Origin of the sequence: Citrobacter amalonaticus Y19 (genome assembly GCF_000981805.1) — a bacterium.
GTDB lineage: Bacteria > Pseudomonadota > Gammaproteobacteria > Enterobacterales > Enterobacteriaceae > Citrobacter_A > Citrobacter_A amalonaticus_C.
In genome coordinates this window covers 468,225-489,852 of sequence record NZ_CP011132.1, presented here as the reverse complement: position 1 = coordinate 489,852, position 21,628 = coordinate 468,225, and the positions used below count along the sequence as shown (strand labels likewise).

Below are 21,628 nucleotides of genomic sequence, written 5' to 3'. Positions count from 1 at the left end.
CTTACCTGACCACGCGCTAGCATGGTCGTCTACTTAGGGAGGTCGCATGGATCTGTTTTACCGGGTAAAAACATTTTTCGCTGGGCTATCCGGCACTCGCTATACCTGGCCCGCCATTGACGTTTCGTTGCCCGGCAATCGCCACTTCCACCTGATTGGCAGCATTCATATGGGCAGCCGCGACATGTCTCCTCTCCCTGCCAGACTGCTCAAAAAGCTGAACCACGCCGATGCGTTAATTGTTGAGGCCGACGTCTCCGGCAATGACAGTCCCTTCGCCGACTTACCCGAGTTTGCCGCGCTGGAAGAACGCATCAGCGAGGAGCTGTTGCGCAATCTGCACCGCGCGACCGATGAACTGGGGATCTCCCCGGCTCTGTTTTCGACGCAACCGCTGTGGCAAATCGCAATGGTGCTACAAGCCACTCAGGCGCAGCAGTTGGGGTTACGCCCGGAGTACGGCATTGATTATCAACTGTTGCAGGCCGCGAAAAAGGCAGAAAAGCCGGTAATAGAACTGGAAGGCGCGTCCAGCCAGATTGCGCTGTTATGTGAACTGCCGGATAACGGGCTGGCGCTGTTGGATGATACCTTGACGCACTGGCACACCAATGCCCGGCTACTGCAACAGATGATGAGTTGGTGGCTGAAAACGCCGCCGCAGGACAACCATCTGACCCTCCCGAACACCTTCAGTCCGTCGTTGTACGATGTGCTGATGCACCAGCGCAATATCGCCTGGCGGGATCGCTTGTCGGCGCTGCCTGCGGGTCGCTATGTGGTGGCCGTGGGTGCGCTGCACCTGTATGGGGAAGGGAATTTACCTGAACTGATGCGATAAAAAAGTGGCCAATATTTCTATTGGCCCGTCAAAGAGGAATTTCATCATTATTATTATGCCGCCGCTTTACGCGTCGGTGTATGTCGATTGTCGCTCAAACTCTGCATCCTGCCAACATAATTGCGCAAGATGGTACTATATTTCGGACAAATTTTTGATATACGCTTGACTGATCATTTAGTTTAGCCAGGGGAAATAGCTATGACACCCGCAGTTAAATTACTCGAAAAAAACAACATTACGTTCAGGATCCACACCTACGATCACGATCCCGCCGAAACCAACTTTGGTGATGAGGTGGTGCGCAAATTAGGGTTGAATGCCGATCGGGTGTACAAAACGCTGCTGGTCGCGGTGAATGGCGATATGAAACATCTGGCGGTTGCAGTTACGCCGGTGGCCGGACAACTGGATCTGAAAAAAGTCGCCAAAGCGCTCGGGGCGAAAAAGGTCGATATGGCCGATCCGCTGGTGGCGCAGCGCACAACCGGGTATCTGGTCGGCGGCATTAGCCCGCTGGGACAGAAAAAACGCCTGCCGACGCTTATTGATGCGCCAGCCCAGACGTTTGACACCATTTTTGTCTCTGGTGGCAAACGCGGACTGGACATTGAACTGGCGGCGGGCGATTTAGCCGCGATTCTGCAGGCTAAATTTGCCGATATCGCCCGCCGGGACTGATTTTAGAATGATTGCCTGATGGCGCTACGCTTATCAGGCCTGGAAACTGATTACTGCCAGCTCACCTCACCTTTAGGTTCATAAGCACTCACATCCAGCGGTGAATTTTTCTGAATGTATTCCTTCAGCACTTCCGCATCGATAAACCCGGTGTTGACGTACCCCGGTTTGTTATCAATACGCGGATAGCCGTCGCCCCCCGTCGCGTTAAAACTGAGCGTCGCCATACGGTAGGTTTTCGCCGGGTCAACCGGCTCGCCGTTGATTTTCAGATCGTTGAGCTTGCCGTCTTTCGCGACAAAACTGACGTTAGCAAACTGCGGATAGGCACCGGAATCCGGCTTCATCTGCGCCACGGCCGTCAGGTAGTCCGTCACCTCCTTGCCGTTCATATCGGCATACACGACAACGTTGCCGAACGGTTGCACCTTCAGCACGCTTTTATAGGTGATATCCCCGCCGTCAATCGAGTCACGAATCCCGCCGCCGCTCATGACACCGAAATCCGCACCAGTGCGCGCCATTTGCGCGGCCAGAATAAGATGCCCCATGTTGGTCTGCACAAAGCGAACCTTGCTGCGATCGCCTTCCAGACGGTCATTCACCGCACCGATTTTCACATCCAACTGGGCTTTCCCTTTATTCTGGAACGGGGACAGCAGTGAGAGCATCTGCGCGTTCTCAGCAATTTCCGGGGTGTAAAGTACGTGCTCACTTTTCCCGTTTTCCCAGGTCACTTTCTTCTTCAGGTTCACCGGGATCAGCTGATAGTTGACCATTTTCATCTCGCCGTTACGGAACTCAAAATCCGCGCGGCCGATATATTTTCCCCACTCATGAGCCTGCACAATCCAGATCCCGTTCTGTTTGTCCGGCGCGCACGGCGTACCGGGAACATAATCCACCTGTTTTTTGTTTTCTTCAGCCATGCACACCGGGTCCTGTGAGTGACCACCCACAATCATCGCCAGCGCCCCGGCGGGCAGACTGCGCGCCATTTCGACGTCGCCCGGCGCGTTCGAACCGTGGTTGCCGTTGTCATAGTGTCCCATATGGGTAGTCGCAATAATGACGTCAGGCTTTTCATTCATCTGTAGCTCCTGAATCACCACTTTTGCCTCTTCCGCTGGCTTGCGGAATTCAATGTCGGTAAAAAATTCAGGGTTGCCGATCTTCGCTGTGTCATCGGTGGTCAGACCGATAACCGCGATTTTCAGATCCTGGCGCGTAAAGATGGCCCAGGGTTTAAACAGGCGTTCACCGGTACTTTTCTGATAGATGTTGGCTGAGAGAAACGGGAACTTCGCCCACTTTTCCTGCTGACGCAGGACGGTGAGCGGATTATCAAATTCGTGGTTGCCGACCGCCATCGCGTCATAGCCAATCAGGTTCATCCCACGAAAGTCTGGCTCAGCATCCTGTAGATCCGATTCGGGAACGCCGGTATTGATGTCACCGCCGGACAACAGCAGGACACTGCCCCCTTCAGCAGCCACCTCACGACGAATCCCATCCACCAGCGTTTTTTGCGCCGACAGACCGTACTCGCCGTATTCACTGCGCCAGAAATGGCCATGATGATCGTTGGTATGCAGAATGGTGATTTTATAGGTTTTATCTTTTTCAAAAGCCTGAGCAGGCTGACTTGCCAGCGTGAATGCGGCAAACAGTGCCAGCGCCACACCCCGTTTCAAAAATTTCATGTTTCTCTCCCTGACTCCATTTCAACCGCAGAAATTACAATTATCTGAAATAATAGTCGAATAAGTTTTCAGAATTGAGACTTCCTTCAAACCTCGTCCGCAGGTATGTTAGTCAGGTAATAATCACAATGACGATATTCCCCTACATCGCAAATCAGACAGAAGTGACTTTCTATGGCAATGAGTGAACAAACCCAGCCAGCACCTGGTGCGTCTGCGCCAGTCGCTAAAGCACGTACTTCGTTCGGCATTTTAGGCGCGATCAGCCTTTCTCACCTGCTTAACGATATGATCCAGTCGTTAATTCTGGCGATCTATCCGCTATTACAGTCCGAATTTTCACTGACCTTTATGCAGATAGGGATGATCACCCTGACCTTCCAGTTGGCCTCTTCGCTACTGCAACCGGTGGTCGGTTACTGGACCGATAAGTACCCGATGCCATGGTCGTTGCCGATTGGCATGTGCTTTACGCTGAGCGGTCTGGTGCTGTTGGCGCTGGCGGGCAGTTTTGGCACCGTGCTGCTTGCCGCCGCGCTGGTCGGAACCGGCTCTTCGGTATTTCATCCGGAATCCTCCCGTGTGGCGCGCATGGCCTCGGGCGGACGCCACGGTCTTGCCCAGTCCATCTTCCAGGTGGGCGGTAACTTCGGCAGTTCCCTCGGCCCCTTATTGGCGGCGGTGATCATCGCCCCTTACGGCAAAGGCAACGTGGCCTGGTTTGTCCTCGCCGCCCTGCTGGCGATTGTGGTGTTGGCGCAAATCAGCCGCTGGTACGCCGCGCAGCATCGCATGAGCAAGGGCAAACCAAAAGCACCGGTTATCAATCCACTGCCGCGTAATAAGGTCGTCCTCGCGGTCAGTGTCCTGCTGATCCTGATTTTCTCGAAATACTTCTACATGGCAAGTATCAGCAGCTATTACACCTTTTATCTGATGCAAAAATTCGGATTATCGGTACAAAACGCGCAATTTCACCTCTTTGCCTTCCTGTTTGCGGTCGCGGCAGGAACGGTAATCGGCGGGCCTTTAGGCGATAAGATTGGCAGAAAATATGTGATTTGGGGCTCTATCCTCGGCGTCGCGCCGTTTACGCTGATTTTGCCTTATGCCACCCTGCACTGGACCGGAATTTTAACGGTGATCATTGGTTTTATCCTTGCATCCGCGTTTTCCGCCATTCTGGTCTATGCCCAGGAGCTGCTACCGGGTCGTATCGGCATGGTTTCTGGTCTGTTTTTTGGTTTTGCCTTCGGGATGGGTGGCCTGGGAGCCGCAGTGTTAGGCCTGATTGCGGACCACACTAGCATCGAATTAGTCTATAAAATCTGTGCTTTCCTGCCACTTCTTGGGATACTGACCATATTCTTACCTGATAACCGACATAAAGCCTGAGTTTCCTGCGGCTAAAGCTAAACTTTAGCCGCACGCTACGCCTGTAGCCATAAGCCTTTTCTCTGTCTCCTGCCCATTCGTTTTCCGATCCGTGCCTTTTTCGCCTCAAATTGCAGTTTTCTTCAAAATTCAATAATTATTCATAAACATAATAATCAAAATTGTCATAAACTATTACCTGGAATTTTGGAAATCAGCTACCAAAGGAGACGGAATGCATCACGCCACCCCGCTTATCACCACCATTGTTGGCGGCCTTGTGCTCGCTTTTATACTCGGCATGCTTGCCAATAAACTACGTATTTCTCCTCTGGTGGGATATCTGTTAGCGGGCGTTCTGGCTGGACCTTTTACCCCTGGCTTTGTGGCTGATACGAAACTTGCGCCAGAGCTCGCGGAGCTTGGCGTTATTTTGCTGATGTTCGGCGTCGGACTGCACTTCTCGCTGAAGGATCTAATGGCGGTAAAGTCGATAGCCATTCCCGGCGCGATCGCTCAGATAGCTGTGGCGACGCTGTTGGGTATGGCACTTTCCGCCATGATGGGCTGGTCACTGATGACCGGCATCGTCTTTGGTTTATGTCTTTCAACCGCCAGTACCGTGGTGCTACTGCGTGCGCTTGAAGAACGACAACTGGTCGACAGTCAGCGAGGGCAGATTGCCATCGGCTGGCTGATTGTTGAAGATCTGGTGATGGTGCTGACGCTGGTACTGCTGCCCGCCGTGGCCGGAATGGTGGAAAAAGGCAACGTCGGTTTCGCCTCACTGGCGGTCGACATGGGCATTACCATTGGTAAAGTTGTCGCCTTTATCGCCATTATGATGCTGGTGGGTCGCCGTCTGGTGCCATGGATTATGGCCCGCAGTGCGGCAACCGGCTCCCGCGAACTGTTTACCCTTTCCGTGCTGGCACTGGCATTAGGTATCGCCTTCGGTGCGGTGGAACTGTTCGACGTCTCTTTCGCGCTGGGCGCCTTCTTTGCCGGAATGGTACTGAATGAATCGGAACTGAGCCACCGTGCGGCCCACGATACCCTGCCGCTACGCGACGCGTTTGCCGTCCTGTTCTTTGTCTCCGTCGGCATGCTGTTTGATCCGCTGATTCTGATCCAGCAGCCGCTGGCCGTGCTGGCAACGCTTGCCATCATTATCTTTGGTAAGTCTGTCGCTGCCTTCTTCCTGGTGCGTCTGTTTGGCCACTCGCCGCGTACCGCGCTGACCATCGCCGCCAGTCTGGCGCAGATTGGTGAGTTCGCCTTTATTCTCGCGGGTCTGGGGATGGCGCTGAACCTGCTGCCGCAGGAAGGGCAAAATCTGGTGCTGGCGGGTGCGATTCTGTCAATTATGCTCAACCCGGTGCTGTTTGCTCTGCTGGAAAAATATCTGGCAAAAACCGAGACGCTGGAAGAGCAGACGCTGGAAGAGGCCATCGAGGAAGAGAAGCAAATTCCGGTGGATATCTGTAACCATGCGCTGCTGGTCGGCTTTGGCCGCGTCGGCAGCCTTCTCGGCGAAAAACTGATGGCGGCAGGTATGCCGTTAGTGGTTATCGAAACGTCACGCACGCGCGTGGATGAGCTGCGCGAACGCGGGATCCGCGCGGTGCTGGGGAATGCGGCCAATGAAGAGATCATGACTCTGGCGCACCTGGATTGCGCCCGCTGGCTGATCCTCACCATCCCGAACGGCTATGAGGCTGGCGAAATTGTGGCCTCTGCCCGCGAGAAGTGCCCGAATATTGAGATTATCGCCCGTGCGCATTATGACGATGAGGTGGAGTACATTACCGAACGCGGTGCCAACCAGGTAGTGATGGGCGAGCGCGAAATCGCCCGTACCATGCTGGAACTGCTGGAAACGCCGCCTGCAGGCGAAGTGGTGACGGGGTGACCGTCGTTGCATAGGCTCGTTTGCCTGATGGCACTTCGCTTATCAGGCCTACGTGATTACACAGATAATGGTAACGGTACGCCGCCATCCGGCATAATGACTTAACGATCCCAGTACGACTCTTCGAGGCTATCCTCACGCTCCGGCAGTCCACGCGTCAGACGCGGGGAGTGCTGGTTCAGCACCTGATAACTCACGCGATTGGCATATTTGCACACCTGGGCTAATGACGAATAGGTCAGCCAGGTGAACTTATGCTTGCTGGAATTCGGTACATTCGAACGGTGGTAGCTGTTGGCGGTAATATCATGCAGCAGCGCCGCCAGCGCGCCGTCACCTGCACCATTGGTGTTCATGATCTTTTCCGGTCCCCCCATATATGGAGCGATATGCGAATAGACGCGCAGCGGATTACGACAATCTTTATGACGCATCGCGCGGCTAAATTCATACTGATTGAATTCGGCAATCGCCCCCGGCAGTAGCGGATGCTGAGTTTTGCGTTTGGCTTCTTCTTCGGTAAAACCCGCCATGTACAGCCCTACTGGTCCGGCAGTACACAAGACCAGATCAACCCAGTCCAGCGCTTTGTCAGACGCCAGCAGCGGATCGTTTTCACCGGTCAACGCTTCGGCCTCTTCTTCATTCATCGCCAGAATTGAGACGTTCTCTTTCAGGAAATCCTGCCACCACTGCGGGTTATCGGCGATAACAAATTTGGTTCCGAGCGTCAGCACGACTGGCACATTGTGTTTTTTGGCATACTCAATGGCCTTCATGGTGGCTTCCGGCATTGGCTCTCCCGGCTTACAGCGCACCAGATAGGAGGTCAGCACCAGCGCTGACGCCCCGGCAATCACCGATTCAGGAATGCTTCCTGCGCGTAGCTGGTTCATGTGCCCGGGGCTGATGGCGAAGGTACGTTCGCCGGACTCACCAATCAGGGTAAAGCAGCGGCCAATCGGCCCGTCAACGCCCTGCAGATAGTTGAGGTCAGTTCGACTGGAGGTGTTGCACAAATAGCGGTAGGCATAACTGCCAATTTCAATGTTACTGCACATCACGCCCAGCAACACCGAACGGTCATCGGCCAGCACGGAGTAATTGTGCATGGTGTTACCGATGGTTCCACCGGCAAACTGATGGGTGATCAAATTGTCACGCACCAGTTCCCGATACAGCGCTTCGGCTACGTCATCCTCAATCACCAGCGAATGCCCGGCGCTCAGCCCATAACGTTGCACAAACGTATCATCCACTTTCGCTTCAATATCCACCAGCGTCTGATCAATTCCCACCACCCATGCGGCGCTGGTTTCGTTTTCAGTCTGGATTTGTTGCAGCAGCGGATCGCGTGCGTTGACGGGAAAATAGTGTTTGGATTTGCGTTTACCGGGAAATTTCATGACTGTTTTTACGGGTGGCTAACGGAGCGATGCATGGTAGCACATTCCCCTACGACAACAGAGTTTCAATATCGGACGAACGGATCGCAGTTTCCACGGCGGAAATTTTTACAATGGGCCGATTTCACAAGGAGCGTTTTATGAAACCGGAAAACAAACTTCCCGTACTGGCGCGCATTTCAGACGAGATGAAAGCGGTGCTGAATGTCCGACAGGACGATCTGCCGCCCTGGCCGCCCGCCGATGACGTGGCGGCCATGCGCCAACACTACATTCTTGAGCGCCGCTTCTGGAATGCGAACGCACCGCAGATGCCAACGCATGAATATGCCATCCCCACGCGCTGGGGAGAGGTAACAACACGCCTGTACAGCCCAGCGGCAGACAGTCAGGCAACCCTGTTCTATCTGCACGGTGGCGGTTTTATTCTCGGCAATCTGGATACCCATGACCGCATCATGCGCCTGTTGGCAAGCTATACCCAATGCACGGTCATTGGCGTCGACTATTCGCTCTCGCCTGAAGCACGTTTTCCGCAAGCCATTGAGGAGACCGTTGCCGCCTGTCAGTTTTTTCATCAGCAGGCAGACGACTATCAGTTGAATATGACGCGAATTGGCTTTGCTGGTGATTCCGCAGGCGCGATGCTGGCGCTCGCCAGCGCGCTGTGGCTGCGCGATAAACGCATTTCCTGCGGAAACGTGGCTGGGGTGCTGTTGTGGTACGGCCTGTATGGCCTACAGGACTCGGTAAGTCGTCGGCTGATGGGCGGCGACTGGGATGGTCTCAGCCGCCAGGATTTGGAGATGTATGAAAAGGCGTATCTGCGTAATGTCGACGATCGCGAATCGCCGTACTATTGCCTGTTCAACAACGACCTGACGCACGAGGTGCCGCCCTGCTTTATCGCCGGTGCGGAGTTTGACCCGCTGATCGACGACAGTCGTCTGCTCTTCCAGACGCTGGCGGCGCACCAGCAGCCCTGCGAATACAAAATGTATCCCGGCACGCTGCACGCCTTTCTGCACTACTCGCGCATGATGAAATCCGCCGATGACGCATTACGCGATGGCGCACGTTTCTTTACCCAGCAGATAAACGCGCTGCGTTAGTTAGCTATACGCAGCCGTCAGTTTCAGCATCATATCAATATGTTCCGGTGTGGCATTCAGCGCCGGAATATATTCGTACTTTTTGCCACCCGCTTCGAGGAAGACTTCTTTATTCTGCACCGCAATTTCTTCCAGTGTCTCCAGGCAATCTGCCGCGAAGCCCGGGCACATCACCTGAACATGACTCGTCCCCTTCTCACCTAACATCTTCAGCGTTTCGTCGGTGTACGGCGTCAGCCACGGTTCACGACCAAAGCGCGACTGGAAGGTCATCATCACCTTTTCCGGCGGCAGACCGAGCGCAGAGACCAGTTCACGGGTGGTGTCGCGACAGCGCTGCGGATAATCGTCGCCTTCATCCGCAAAACGCTGGGGGATACCGTGATACGACAGCAGCAGCAAATCCGGTTCGCCATGTTCAGCAAACGAGGCTCGCGCACTGTTCGCCAGCGCGTCGATATAGGCGCTGTCATCGGCATAATCGCGAATAAACGATATACCTGGAATACGGCGTTTGCGTTCCAGAATACGCGCCAGTTCATCCCAGACGGCAGCCGCGGTTGAGCAGGAATATTGCGGGTACAGCGGCAGCACGACGATGTGATCAACGTGGTTCGCCAGCAGCTCGTCCACTGCGCTTTCCAGCGATGGCGAGCCGTAGCTCATACCCAAGGCCACCGGCGTGTCCGGTAAGCGCGCGGCAAGCGCCTGTTGCTGTTGACGGCTGTAAACCATCAGCGGCGAGCCGCCTTCCATCCAGACAGACTGATAAAGCTTTGCTACACGCGGGGCGCGCAGCGGCAAAATCACGCCGCGCAGCAGCGGCCACCACAGCACACGAGGCGTATCGACGACGCGTTTATCGCTTAAGAATTGCCGGAGATAACGTGTTACCGCCACCGGAGTGGGGGCATCGGGGGTCCCAAGATTTGCCAGCAGGATACCGGTTTTCGTCTGACGCATTACCGCCTCTTATCGATTCAAATTGTTGATAATTGTAGCGGAAAAGCGAGTAAGAAGAACTAATTGCTGTGAGAGGTAAAACGAGAATTTGCCTGATGGCGCTAACGATGCCGGGAGGCCGAGCGCCGCTATCCGGCACCGATTGCCTGATGGCGCTGCGCTTATCAGGCCTACAAGATAATGGCAGGCCTGATAAAGAGGTTCACTACGCGGAAAACTTAACCGAGGATTTTTTCCAGAGCAGCACGCACTTCAGCGACGGCCTGAGTCCCGTCAACTTTCGCGTATTGGGTGTTGCCCGCAGCCGCTTCTTTCTGGTAGTAACCAATCAGCGGTGCCGTCATCTGATGGTATTCCACCAGACGTTTACGCACGGTCTCTTCCTGGTCATCTTTACGGGTGGTCAACTCTTCGCCGGTCACATCGTCTTTCCCTTCCACTTTCGGCGGATTGAATTTGATGTGGTAAACACGGCCAGAAGCAGCGTGTACGCGACGACCGACGATACGATCAACGATCAGCTCATCCGGTACGGCGAATTCGAGAACATAATCCACCACAATACCCGCGTCTTTCATGGCATCAGCCTGCGGAATCGTGCGTGGGAAACCATCTAACAGAAAACCGTTACGGCAATCTTCCTGCGCGATACGCTCTTTTACCAGCGCGATCACCAGCTCATCCGTCACCAGCTTGCCGGCGTCCATGATGTCTTTCGCTTGTTTGCCCAGCTCGGAGCCAGATTTCACGGCGGCACGCAGCATATCACCGGTGGAGATTTGCGGAATACCATACTTCTCCATGATGAACTGAGCCTGAGTTCCTTTACCCGCGCCCGGAGCGCCAAGCAGAATGATACGCATTACGAAAATCCCCTTAAAGGTTGTCGATATTTTTAAAAAGCGCTAAACGATACCACCATCACGCATTTGTCTCAAGGAAGCGGGGTAAGGCTGAAACGGTTAATGAGGGGAAGAGGCGCGAAAAAAAAGCCGGATGGCGGTGCAAGCACCTTATCCGGCCTACAAAAAACAGATTTAACCGAAGGCCGGATAAGCGTCAGCGCCATCCGGCATAACAAAAGCAGATTTAACCGTAAGCCGGATAAGCGTCAGCGCCATCCGGCATGACAAAAGCAGATTTAACCGTAGGCCGGATAAGCGTCAGCGCCATCCGGCATTACAAAAGCAGATTTAACCGAAGGCCGGATAAGCGTCAGCGCCATCCGGCATGACAAAGCCGTTATCAGGAAACCAGCAACTGGTTCATACGACGAATGAACTGGTTTGGATCTTCCAGCGTACCGCGTTCAGCAAACAGCGCTTGATCCAGCAGCAGTTCAACCCACTCGTTGAACTTCGCGTCGTCCTCAGTCTCCGCGGTGCGTTTCACCAGCACGTGGTCCGGGTTGAGTTCAAAGATGTATTTCACTTCCGGCACGTTCTGACCCGCCGCCGCAAACAGTTTCGCCATCTGCGTGCTCATTTCGTCCGCGTCGGTGGTGACAATCGCCGGCGTATCGGTCAGACGGTGCGTCAGACGCACGTCTTTCACCCGGTCGCCCAGCAGGTTTTTCACGCGCTCAACGAACGGTGTCAGCGCTTTTTCCGCTTCTTTCGCGCTTTCATCAACTTCATCGGCCAGCTTGTCGATAGACTCGTCCGCTTTGGCGACGGACTGGAACGCCTTACCGTCAAACTCGGTCAGGTAGTTCATCATCCACTCATCGATGCGGTCAGAGAGCAGCAGCACTTCGATGCCTTTCTTACGCAGCAGTTCCAGATGCGGGCTGCTCTTCGCCGCCGCGTAGCTGTCTGCCGTGATGTAGTAAATCTTCTCCTGCCCTTCTTTCATGCGGGAGACGTAGTCTTCCAGAGAGACCGTCTGCGCAGAAGAGTCGGTATGCGTCGACGCGAAACGCATCAGTTTGGCGATGGTTTCCTGGTTAGCATGATCTTCCGCCGGCCCTTCTTTCATCACCAGACCGAACTGCTGCCAGAACGTCTGGTATTTTTCCGCATCGTCTTTCGCCAGTTTTTCCAGCATCTGCAGAACACGTTTGGTCAATGCGCTACGCAGGTTGCGGGTTACCGTGCTGTCCTGCAGAATTTCACGGGAAACGTTCAGCGGCAGATCGTTGGAGTCAATCAGCCCCCGCACAAAGCGCAGGTAGTTCGGCATAAACTGCTCGGCGTCGTCCATGATAAAGACGCGCTGAACATACAGCTTCAGACCGTGCTTGTGATCGCGGTTCCACATATCCCACGGCGCCTGAGACGGGATATACAGCAGGCTGGTGTACTCCTGCTTCCCTTCCACGCGGTTGTGGCTCCAGGTCAGTGGATCGGTAAAATCGTGCGCGATATGCTTGTAAAACTCGTTGTACTCGTCGTCTTTGATTTCTGACTTGTTACGGGTCCACAGCGCCTGCGCTTTGTTGATTTTCTCCCAGGAAACGACAGTTTCGCCGTCTTTCTCTTCCTGTTTTTCAATCTCAACCGGCAGCGCGATATGGTCGGAATATTTGCTGATGATGGAGCGTACGCGCCAGTCATCGAGGAACTCGTCTTCCCCTTCACGCAAATGCAGCGTGATTTCCGTTCCGCGATCGTCTTTGGTGATATCGCCAACGGTGTATTCACCTTCGCCCGCCGACTCCCAGAACACGCCGTTCTCCGGCTTGTCACCTGCGGCACGGGTGCGGACGGTCACTTTATCCGCCACGATAAACGCGGAATAGAAACCCACCCCAAACTGACCGATCAACTGGCTGTCTTTCGCCTGATCGGAGCCCATAGACTCGAGGAAAGATTTGGTCCCGGACTTCGCAATGGTCCCCAGGTGATCGATAACGTCATCACGGTTCATCCCCACGCCGTTATCGGCAATGGTCAACGTACGCTTATCTTTATCGAAGGAGACACGCACACGCAGTTCACCGTCACCTTCATACAGGTCCGGGTTCGACAGCGCGCGAAAACGCAGCTTGTCTGCCGCATCAGAGGCGTTAGAGATAAGCTCACGCAGGAAGATTTCTTTATTGGAATACAGAGAATGGATCATCAGATGCAGAAGCTGTTTTACCTCTGACTGAAACCCACGAGTTTCTTGTCCTTTCATGTAGATCTACCTCAACAATGCCATTTTTAATGGTAAAAAACACGTTGAGAGGGAAATGGGGACAACCGTGGGGGATTTCAAGCGGAGGCCGCGAGCGCAGCCTCCGTTTGGTCAGAATTTAATCTTGTGACGTCCGGCGAGCGAGTGCGACAGCGTCGTGCCGTCCACCATCTCCAGTTCACCACCGACCGGCACGCCATGGGCGATACGGCTGGCGTCCACACCGTGCTGAGCGCAAATCTCAGCGATGTAGTTAGCGGTCGCCTCCCCTTCCACCGTGGGGTTAGTGGCGAGGATCACTTCACTGAGCGATTCTGTTTCCAGACGCTGTTCAAGTCTGTCGAGACCGATATCATCCGGCCCGATGCCGTCGAGCGGCGACAGATGCCCCATCAGCACGAAGTAGCGCCCGGAGAACTGCCCGGTCTGTTCAATCGCGTAGATGTCCGCCGGACTCTCAACCACGCAAATCTGACCGTTCTCCCGACGACGCGGATTCGAACAGATATTGCAGACATCCTGCTCGGTGAAGGTACGGCAATCGGCACAGTGGCCGATTTCCGACATCGCCCGGGTGAGCGCTTGCGCCAGGCGCATCCCGCCGCTGCGGTCACGCTGAAGCAGCGTAAACGCCATGCGCTGCGCCGACTTCGGGCCAACGCCCGGCAGACAGCGCAGTGCTTCCATAAGCTGAGTTAACAGCGGGCTGGTTTGCATCAGAACGGCATCTTAAAGCCTGGCGGCAGTTGCATACCGGAGGAAACAGAGGCCATCTTCTCTTTCTGGGTCTCTTCAATGCGACGGGCGGCATCGTTGAATGCGGCAGCAACCAGATCTTCCAGCATCTCTTTGTCATCTTCGAGCAGGCTTGGGTCGATCTCCACGCGACGGCAGTTATGCGCACCGTTGATGGTCACTTTCACCAGACCCGCGCCGGATTCACCGGTCACTTCCAGCTTCGCGATTTCTTCCTGCATCTGCTGCATTTTTTCCTGCATCTGCTGGGCCTGCTTCATCAGGTTACCCAGACCGCCTTTACCAAACATAGGCTTCTCTCTCAATCACGTTAAGGGATGACAATCATAAGCGTCGCTTACGATCAAATGGGGCGAATACTCTCTTCATCCAGATCCGCATCGAAGAATCGACGCAGGGTCTGGATATTGTTATCCGCAACTATCGACTCGCGCGCCTGCGCAAGTTTCTCTTCATAAATCGCCTGACGCCACTCCAGCGGCGTTCGCACCGCCGGATTATCATCTTCTACGATGGTCAGTTCAACCGTTGATCCCGCAAGCGCACTCAGTGCTTCCGCCAGCTTTTGCTGCGCACCGCTGGAATTCAGGTGACGCTGGCTGGAACGCAAATGCAGACAGACCGCATTGCCGTTCTCTTCTTTCCAGGCGTTGAGCGCGACCTGCTCAACCAGTTTTGGCAGCGAGAGCTGACTCACCTGCGCCGCCCATGGGTCGCGTTCAATCGCTTCTGCCGCAAGCTTAGCAGCCAGCTCCGGCGTTTTCTCATGCTCCAGCGCTTTCTTCAGCGCCTTCGGTGTCGCCACCACCTCTTTCACTTCAACAACGGGTGTCGTCGCCTTCCAGCGATAAGCTTCTTTCTTCGCCGGAGCTTGCTCAAGCGCAGACGGTGCAGGACGAGCCTGCACGCGTTCTGAGACCGAAGCCAGTCTTTCCAGCGCAGCGTTATTCACCGGCCGCGCGCGGGATGCGGCTGCCGGTTCACTCTTTTTTGCTTTGGTTGCTCCCTGCGCACGTTGCAGTTGGTTGCGCGCCGCCAGTACCTGACTGGTGGATTCCGGCAGGGGTACTGCCGGGGTGTGCTGCGCGGGTGCTGACTGCTGTGGCACCTGAGTCGACGTCATCACCGCCGTTGGCGCGACAGGGGCAAAAGATTGTCGCGGAACCTCGGGTTCCGCAAGCGGCATACGCGGGTGAAACGCCAGCGCCCGCAGTAGGGTCATTTCAACGCCCATACGTCTGTCTGGCGCGTACGGCAGTTCTTTACGGCCAATCAGCAGCGTCTGGTAATAAAGCTGGACGTCCGTAGGCGGCACGGTGCGCGCCAGTTCACGCATGCGCACTTCAATCGTCGCCATATCGCTGCCGAGCGCCGCAGGAGAAAGCTGGACCAATGCGATACGGTGCAGCAGGCCAAGCATTTCGACCAGCAGCGCTTCCCACTCGATACCTCGTGCCGCGGCCTCGTTGACCAGAGTCATCACCCTCTCGCCGTCGGCGGCTATCACCGCTTCAACCAGCGACAGGGCCTGATCGTCATCCAGCGTGCCGAGCATCGCGCTTACCGCCTGGGTGGAAACCTGGCCGTCACCGCTGGCAATCGCCTGATCGGTCAGACTCAGCGCATCACGCAGGCTGCCGTCAGCCGCACGGGAAAGCAGTTGCAGCGCGCGCGGCTCATGGGCGATCTGCTCTTCGTTAAGAATGTGTTCAAGCTGATGGCGGATCTGGTCAACATCCAGCGCCTTAAGATGGAACTGCAGGCAGCGGGACAAAATGGTCACCGGCAGCTTCTGCGGATCGGTCGTCGCCAGCAGGAACTTGACGTGTGACGGCGGCTCCTCAAGCGTTTTGAGCAGCGCGTTAAAACTGTGGCGAGACAGCATGTGCACTTCGTCGATCAGATAGACTTTGAATCGACCGCGCGCTGGTGCGTACTGGACGTTATCCAGCAGGTCCCGGGTATCTTCAACTTTGGTGCGCGAGGCGGCATCGATCTCAATCAGATCGACAAACCGCCCCTGCTCGATTTCCCGGCAGTTATCACACACGCCGCACGGCGTGGCGGTAATGCCGGTTTCGCAATTCAGTCCCTTTGCCAGCAGACGGGCGATGGAGGTTTTACCGACACCCCGGGTACCGGAAAAAAGATATGCGTGGTGAATGCGCCCTAACGACAAGCCGTTCGCCAGTGCGGTCAGCACATGTTCCTGGCCGACGACGTCAGCAAAGGTTTGTGGGCGCCATTTTCGGGCTAAAACCTGATAACTCATTGGCTGGCTCTGAAACGCTGGAAGGTGGATTCATAGGGGGGAATGCTAACACAACCTCGCCCATTCAGCGAGGTCATGTCTCTTGCTATTGCTTCAGACGCAGATAGCCTGAATCAGTGTCCCGGGAAGGGAACCAGGCTATAACAGTTGATGCCCTGTTGCGCCAGGCGCTGTTCGCCGCCGAGGTCAAACAGATTGATGATGAACGCCGCGTCGGTCACTTCGCCGCCCAGGCGACGGATCAGTTTCACGGTCGCTTCAATCGTGCCGCCAGTCGCCAGCAGATCGTCAACCACCAGCACTTTGTCACCGGCCTGGATCGCATCGACGTGGATTTCCAGCTGATCGGTGCCGTATTCCAGCTCGTAGCTTTCTGCGATCGTTTCACGCGGCAGTTTGCGCGGTTTACGCACCGGCACAAAGCCAACGCCCAGACCCAACGCTACCGGCGCGCCAAACAGAAAGCCGCGTGCTTCGGTACCGACAACTTTGGTAATGCCTGCATTTTTGTAACGCTCAACCAGCAATTCGATGCTGAGCGCGTAAGCTTTCGGATCTTCCAGTAAGCTGGTGACATCACGGAAAAGAATGCCCGGTTTCGGGTAGTCCTGAATGCTTTTAATGCTATTTTTGAGAAACTCAAGCTGCTGTGCAGTCGCGGTCATAAGTTTGTGCCTGATTGATACGGTGTTACTTCACGGCGCACTATACACTTCATCCTTCAAGCTGCCTCTTTGTTGGCTGCCTTCATTCATCCCAGTCACTTACTGATGTAAGCTCAGGGATTCATTCAGTTGCCGCCTCGATGCACCTTGAATGATAGTGTGTATATACAAGGTCAACATTCATTTGACCCGACGCGCCTGTGCTCGAAAACGGTCGAATTTACTGGCTACCGCCCGCAATTGCAACCGCGATTATTGCACTTCAGTGCTTTTGTTGCTTTTCGTCAATCACGGGTATTCGCCACATAAATATCAGCAGACAAACCAGGATCATCAGCAGCAGGATCCGCACCCACCACATCGGCGTCAGCCACAGCGATATCGCGAAAGTAATGAGGATCATCACGATCGCACGAGGCTTAACGCCCGGCGGCATGGCTTTATATTTCTGCCAGAATCGCAAATAGCTGCCAAACCACGAGCGGTAAAGTAACCAGTCATGGAAACGCGGCGATGAGCGGGCAAAACACCAGGCAGCCAGTAAGATAAACGGTGTCGTCGGCAATACAGGCAACACGACGCCCAGCGTCCCCAATACAACCGCCAGCCAACCCGTGATGATTAAAAGGATTCGTTGCATAATAAAGGCATATCGCAAACCAGAACGCTACTTTAGCATAACAGTTATCATTTTCATCGGAGTGTTAAATTGAAAACCGCCATGCTGCTGCAAAAGCTGGAAGATCAGCTCGCCCTCCTGCGCCAACGTTGCGCACCGATGGCGCAGCATGCCACGCTCAGCGCCCGCTTCGATCGCCATCTTTTTCAGACCCGCAGCACCCTGATCCAGGCCTGTCTGGAAGAAGCAGAAGGTCATCTTCAGGCGTTGCGTCAGGCGGTTGAACAACAGCAACTGCCGCAGGTTGCCTGGCTTGCGGAGCATCTGGCGTCGCAACTGGAGGCTATCTCCCGTGAAACCGCCAGTTGGTCACTCCGGGAGTGGGACAGCGCCTCGCCGGGTCTGGCACGCTGGCAGCGCAGACGCATCCAGCATCAGGAATTTGAACGACGCTTGCAGGAAATGATCGCGCAACGCAAGGTGCGACTGGCGCAGGCCACCCGCCTGGACGAGCAACAAACGCTGCAACGCGAAGTGGAAATCTATGAAGGTCGTCTGACGCGCTGTCGTAAGGCGCTCGACAATATTGAACGTGTTCTGGCGCGTTTAACCCGCTAATCCCTGGAGACGCTATGTCACTTGAAAACGCCCCGGATGAGGTAAAACTGGCCGTCGATTTGATTGTCCTGCTGGAAGAAAACCAAGTCGCCCCCGACACGGTGCTGAAAGCGCTGGAAATTATAAAGCAGGATTACGAAAGGAAAATGGAACAGCTCACTTCAGCACAGAAGTGAGCTGTCTTATGACGACGCGGGAAATTAGCCCACCGCAGGCGTCGGATCGTCGCCTTTGAGCTCGCGTTTAACTTCCGTCACCTCATCGCCCTTCTCATTGCGCAGATGCACTTCAAGCTGGTTAAAGGCGATATCAATGTTGTTTTCACGGCACAGACGATCGATAGACCGGTTTAGTTCATCAACCGTATGGCTACGATCGCGCAGTTCACGCACGTACAGACGCAGCTCGTGATCCAGGGTACTGGCGCCGAAGGTGGTGAAGAACACCGCAGGCTCAGGATCGTGCATTACTTTCGGATGCTCCTGCGCGGCCTGAAGCAGGACTTTCTTCACTTTATCCAGATCCGAACCGTAAGCCACGCCGAGGCGGATCACCAGACGGGTGGTGGTATCGGACAGCGACCAGTTGATCAGGCGTTCGGTGACAAACGCCTTGTTCGGAATGATCACCTCTTTGCGATCGAAATCGGTAATGGTGGTCGCACGGATACGGATCTTGCTGACGGTGCCGGAGAACGTGCCGATCGTCACCGTATCGCCAATCCGCACCGGACGCTCGAACAGAATGATCAGACCCGAGACAAAGTTACCGAAGATCTCCTGCAAGCCGAAACCGAGACCGACCGATAAGGCCGCCGCCAGCCACTGCAGTTTATCCCACGACACGCCGAGCGAACCGAAGACCGTCATCGCGCCTACCGCGATGATGATGTAATTAAGGATCGTGGTGATGGCGTACGACGCCCCCTGGCGCATTTTCAGACGCGACAGCACCAGTACTTCCAGTAGACCCGGCAGGTTACGGATCAGTGCCCAGGCCACCATCGAGGCGATAATGGCAAACAGCAGGCTGCCCATCGTTACACTTTTCACTACCGCAGCACCCGCTTCGGTGCCGTTGTAGTGCCAGAGCGTGATGCTGTCGAGATAGCTGAACACGGTGATCAGATCGGACCAAATCGCCCAGAACATCACCGCGAACAGTGAAACCATCAGCAGCATCGTGATGCGCAGCGTTTGCTGGTTCACTTGCTCCAGCGCGATGGTCGGTTCTTCCTGCGGCTCAGCCCCTTCGGCCCCTTCCTTCACCAGATTCTGACGACGCGCCAGCGCACGACGCCAGGCGATACGCCGCGCCGCAACGCTTAACCCGCGCAGCACCGTCTGGTAGAGCAGGTTCCAGATGATGACCAGATAAACGGTCTCAATCCAGCGGCCCGACAGGCGCAGCGTGGTGTAGAAATAGCCGGTCGCCGTCAGCACCATCAGCGCAATCGGGATGATTGACAGGATGGTGATCGTTACCAGGCGCAGGCCATGCGACTCTTTATCCCGCCAGCTTTCGCGACACATCGGCCACACCAGGAATGCAATCAGCAGCAGGTTGAGGAAAATCATCGCCTGCCCCAGCACATCGTCCATCAGATGCAGCGGAGAAAGTTCAGCCACCACGGACCAGAAGTGCAACGGCAGCAGCGCCAGACTGATGCGCACAATCTGGCGGCGCCAGTGGCTGGTCAGTTGTGCGGGCATACCGAAATGGCGAATCGCCACCCCGTCTTTTTCGAGCACTTTCCAGCACAGCCCGAAGACCAGCCAGAAGATGGCCAGTTTTTTACTGAATGCCCACAGCAGGTCGCTGATGTTCAGTTGCATCGTCAGCAAAATCAGGCCGATGGCCAGGATCAGCAGGCACACCGGTAGCGCGCGGATCAGATCGATCAGAATCGCTTTCGGCGTGTTTAACTGACTGTCATTGCGCAGCGACCCGACCGCGGCCGCGAGTTTCTGTTGATAGGCTTTCAGCCACTTCAGACGCCAGCGAATCAGCCCGGCAATCAGCAGCAGCGGCAGCCCGGCCAGGAAGGCGATAAATACGGCTGGCCACGCTTTTTCCCAGTTCACCGTAATTTTCATCGATTTGAACTGATCTTTCAGCGACTGCGGGAAGGCTTTGATCCAGTCCCAGTCCATTGGGCGGTTACTGTTCACCCAGAAAATTTGCTGGGTCAGGATCTGCTTGAGATTTTTCGAGACGCTCATTAACTGCTGCTGATTAATTTGCAGGTTAATGGCCATCATGAGCTGATTACCCAGTTGCTTGTTGAGTTGGTCCAGCAGTTCGCGGCGCATATCGACAACCTGCAGCAGCGCGTCGTGGACTTCGTCATTCACTTCGTTGCTGTGGCCTTCTTCCAGTTTGGCCACGAACGCATCGTTCTGGAACAGCGCGTCACGCTGTTGGTTGACTTCGAACTGCTCCAGACGCAGATCCGCAATGCGGTTGGTCATATCCGAGAGTTCATCCGCCGACGGCAGCGTTTGCTGCTGTTGATAAAGAATACGCGACAGCAGCAGGCTGCCTTTCAGCACTGCGATTTGTTCTTTGATATTGCGTTCAGATTGCAGCGCACGGTCCAGCCAGTTTTTGACCTTGATGTTTTGCTGCATCAGTGAGTTGCCATTCTCCGTCGCGGAGATCAGGCGCTGGCTGAGCTGATGGTTGATTTCCAGCTCCTGTTTCACCAGCGGATTGGCCTGGATGCGCGCGGTTTCATCCGGCGAAATGGCTTCCTGCGCCGTCTTTTCCGTTAAGGTCAGACGTTTGTTATTCACCGCTTCCTGCAGTAACTGCAATTGATGCTCAAGCCGGTTGCTGTTTGCGGTGACATAATCGCGCTGCTTTTGCAGGGTATCCTGTAACACCGTATTGCCTTCCAGGCTTTTACGTTGTTGATCGATCTGGGCATTCAGTAACGTTTGCTGTGCCTGTAACAGCACCTGCTGAGTGGGGCGCAACGCCGCTTCGCCCACATTGGTGCCATCCAGCCGGTTACGGATCTGCTGAAGTTGCTGGGAAGCGGTATACATCGCATTTTGTACACGTTCCGGCTGCGTTTGCAGAGAGACCAACTGGCTGTTATAGGTGGCGAGATCGTTTTGCGCGTTCTGTAAATCATCCAGTACCTGCGCGACGCGCAGTTCTAACTGGCGTAACGAAAGTGTACTGAGCGTTTTACGCGTTTCATCATCATTATCCACATCGCTGAGCGCATTCAGGGACTCTGTCGCCTGACGCATTTTTTCCGGCGCCTGTGCCACGCGCTGACGAAGCTGAGTCGTCTCGTCTTTCACCCGCTCGATTTTCTCCAGCGTTGCGATGGTCTCGAGAAGATCCTGCTGAACCAGTTTATCCTGCGCGGAAAGGTCTTTTTGCTTATTGAGCGTATCCAGCTGGCTTTGAACGTCCGCCTTCGACGGCAAATCGCTGTTTGACGACGCGCGGGCAAGCGCCAAAGACTGGCAGGACAGCATTAAGATGAAAACAGCCACCGTGATGAAAACAAGGTGCTGTGCACGTTTATAGAGCTGCAACATAGTCATGTGAATGAAGGTTTCTGAACCGA

The 21,628-nt window shown here is 55.0% G+C and carries 18 protein-coding genes and 1 other annotated feature; of the genes, 7 read left to right on the top strand and 11 right to left on the bottom strand.

The features are described 5' to 3' along the window. Positions 1-46 precede the first annotated feature (46 nt). The gene (locus F384_RS02170) at positions 47-841 is read left to right on the top strand and encodes a TraB/GumN family protein (protein ID WP_046477081.1); all 795 of its coding nucleotides are present in this window, start codon (positions 47-49) and stop codon (positions 839-841) included. A gap of 201 nt (positions 842-1,042) precedes the next feature. Beyond that, the gene (gene ybaK, locus F384_RS02165; RefSeq protein WP_046477079.1) at positions 1,043-1,522 is read left to right on the top strand and encodes a Cys-tRNA(Pro)/Cys-tRNA(Cys) deacylase YbaK; all 480 of its coding nucleotides are present in this window, start codon (positions 1,043-1,045) and stop codon (positions 1,520-1,522) included. A 50-nt stretch (positions 1,523-1,572) separates the two neighbouring features. Here the strand turns inward: ybaK and ushA are convergent, their stop codons facing one another. Continuing rightward, positions 1,573-3,225 carry a bifunctional UDP-sugar hydrolase/5'-nucleotidase UshA gene (gene ushA / locus F384_RS02160; protein ID WP_046477077.1) on the bottom strand — a complete coding sequence of 551 codons (1,653 nt, stop codon included), beginning with the start codon at positions 3,223-3,225 and terminating at the stop codon, positions 1,573-1,575. Between the two features lie 174 nt (positions 3,226-3,399). Here ushA and fsr point away from each other — a divergent pair, with 174 nt between their 5' ends. After that, positions 3,400-4,620 (top strand): fosmidomycin MFS transporter, encoded by a 1,221-nt coding sequence (gene fsr, locus F384_RS02155; protein ID WP_046477075.1) that lies wholly within the window; start codon positions 3,400-3,402, stop codon positions 4,618-4,620. Positions 4,621-4,834: 214 nt separating this feature from the next. Beyond that, on the top strand, positions 4,835-6,511 hold the full coding sequence (ybaL, locus tag F384_RS02150) for a YbaL family putative K(+) efflux transporter (RefSeq protein WP_046477074.1): 1,677 nt from the start codon (positions 4,835-4,837) through the stop codon (positions 6,509-6,511). A 101-nt stretch (positions 6,512-6,612) separates the two neighbouring features. Here ybaL and gsk read toward each other — a convergent pair whose 3' ends face one another. Further along, a complete protein-coding gene (gene gsk / locus F384_RS02145) occupies positions 6,613-7,917 on the bottom strand; it encodes an inosine/guanosine kinase (protein WP_046477071.1) in 1,305 nt (434 codons plus the stop codon). Between the two features lie 140 nt (positions 7,918-8,057). Here gsk and aes point away from each other — a divergent pair, with 140 nt between their 5' ends. After that, entirely contained in the window at positions 8,058-9,029 is a 972-nt protein-coding gene (aes, locus tag F384_RS02140; protein ID WP_046477069.1) for an acetyl esterase, read from the top strand. Here aes and hemH read toward each other — a convergent pair whose 3' ends face one another. The 8 genes from hemH to F384_RS02100 all read right to left on the bottom strand — a co-directional run bounded on the left by hemH (position 9,030) and on the right by F384_RS02100 (position 17,445). Next, positions 9,030-9,992 carry a ferrochelatase gene (gene hemH, locus F384_RS02135; protein ID WP_046477066.1) on the bottom strand — a complete coding sequence of 321 codons (963 nt, stop codon included), beginning with the start codon at positions 9,990-9,992 and terminating at the stop codon, positions 9,030-9,032. 218 nt (positions 9,993-10,210) lie between these two features. Beyond that, positions 10,211-10,855 (bottom strand): adenylate kinase, encoded by a 645-nt coding sequence (gene adk, locus F384_RS02130; protein WP_046477064.1) that lies wholly within the window; start codon positions 10,853-10,855, stop codon positions 10,211-10,213. A 382-nt stretch (positions 10,856-11,237) separates the two neighbouring features. Continuing rightward, on the bottom strand, positions 11,238-13,112 hold the full coding sequence (gene htpG / locus F384_RS02125; protein ID WP_046477062.1) for a molecular chaperone HtpG: 1,875 nt from the start codon (positions 13,110-13,112) through the stop codon (positions 11,238-11,240). Between the two features lie 111 nt (positions 13,113-13,223). Beyond that, positions 13,224-13,829 (bottom strand): recombination mediator RecR, encoded by a 606-nt coding sequence (recR, locus tag F384_RS02120; protein ID WP_046477059.1) that lies wholly within the window; start codon positions 13,827-13,829, stop codon positions 13,224-13,226. Then, positions 13,829-14,158, bottom strand: a complete 330-nt coding sequence (locus F384_RS02115; protein WP_001515903.1) for a YbaB/EbfC family nucleoid-associated protein — start codon at positions 14,156-14,158, stop codon at positions 13,829-13,831. Before F384_RS02115 ends, recR begins: the two co-directional genes overlap by 1 nt. A gap of 53 nt (positions 14,159-14,211) precedes the next feature. Next, on the bottom strand, positions 14,212-16,140 hold the full coding sequence (dnaX, locus tag F384_RS02110) for a DNA polymerase III subunit gamma/tau (RefSeq protein ID WP_046477051.1): 1,929 nt from the start codon (positions 16,138-16,140) through the stop codon (positions 14,212-14,214). After that, positions 14,815-14,879 (bottom strand) — a sequence feature (DnaX frameshifting element). It overlaps the preceding gene by 65 nt. A gap of 113 nt (positions 16,141-16,253) precedes the next feature. Beyond that, the gene (gene apt / locus F384_RS02105; RefSeq protein WP_046477047.1) at positions 16,254-16,805 is read right to left on the bottom strand and encodes an adenine phosphoribosyltransferase; all 552 of its coding nucleotides are present in this window, start codon (positions 16,803-16,805) and stop codon (positions 16,254-16,256) included. A gap of 262 nt (positions 16,806-17,067) precedes the next feature. After that, positions 17,068-17,445, bottom strand: coding sequence for a DUF454 family protein (locus F384_RS02100; protein WP_046477044.1), 378 nt, complete (start codon positions 17,443-17,445; stop codon positions 17,068-17,070). A gap of 69 nt (positions 17,446-17,514) precedes the next feature. On the opposite strand from F384_RS02100, the gene priC reads away from it, so the two are divergent. Together priC and rsmS are read left to right on the top strand one after the other, a co-directional pair. After that, on the top strand, positions 17,515-18,042 hold the full coding sequence (priC, locus tag F384_RS02095; RefSeq protein WP_046477041.1) for a primosomal replication protein N'': 528 nt from the start codon (positions 17,515-17,517) through the stop codon (positions 18,040-18,042). A gap of 14 nt (positions 18,043-18,056) precedes the next feature. Then, positions 18,057-18,218 carry a pleiotropic regulatory protein RsmS gene (gene rsmS / locus F384_RS27780; protein ID WP_052746872.1) on the top strand — a complete coding sequence of 54 codons (162 nt, stop codon included), beginning with the start codon at positions 18,057-18,059 and terminating at the stop codon, positions 18,216-18,218. Positions 18,219-18,242: 24 nt separating this feature from the next. Here rsmS and mscK read toward each other — a convergent pair whose 3' ends face one another. After that, entirely contained in the window at positions 18,243-21,605 is a 3,363-nt protein-coding gene (mscK, locus tag F384_RS02090) for a mechanosensitive channel MscK (RefSeq protein ID WP_046477039.1), read from the bottom strand. Positions 21,606-21,628: the final 23 nt, after the last annotated feature.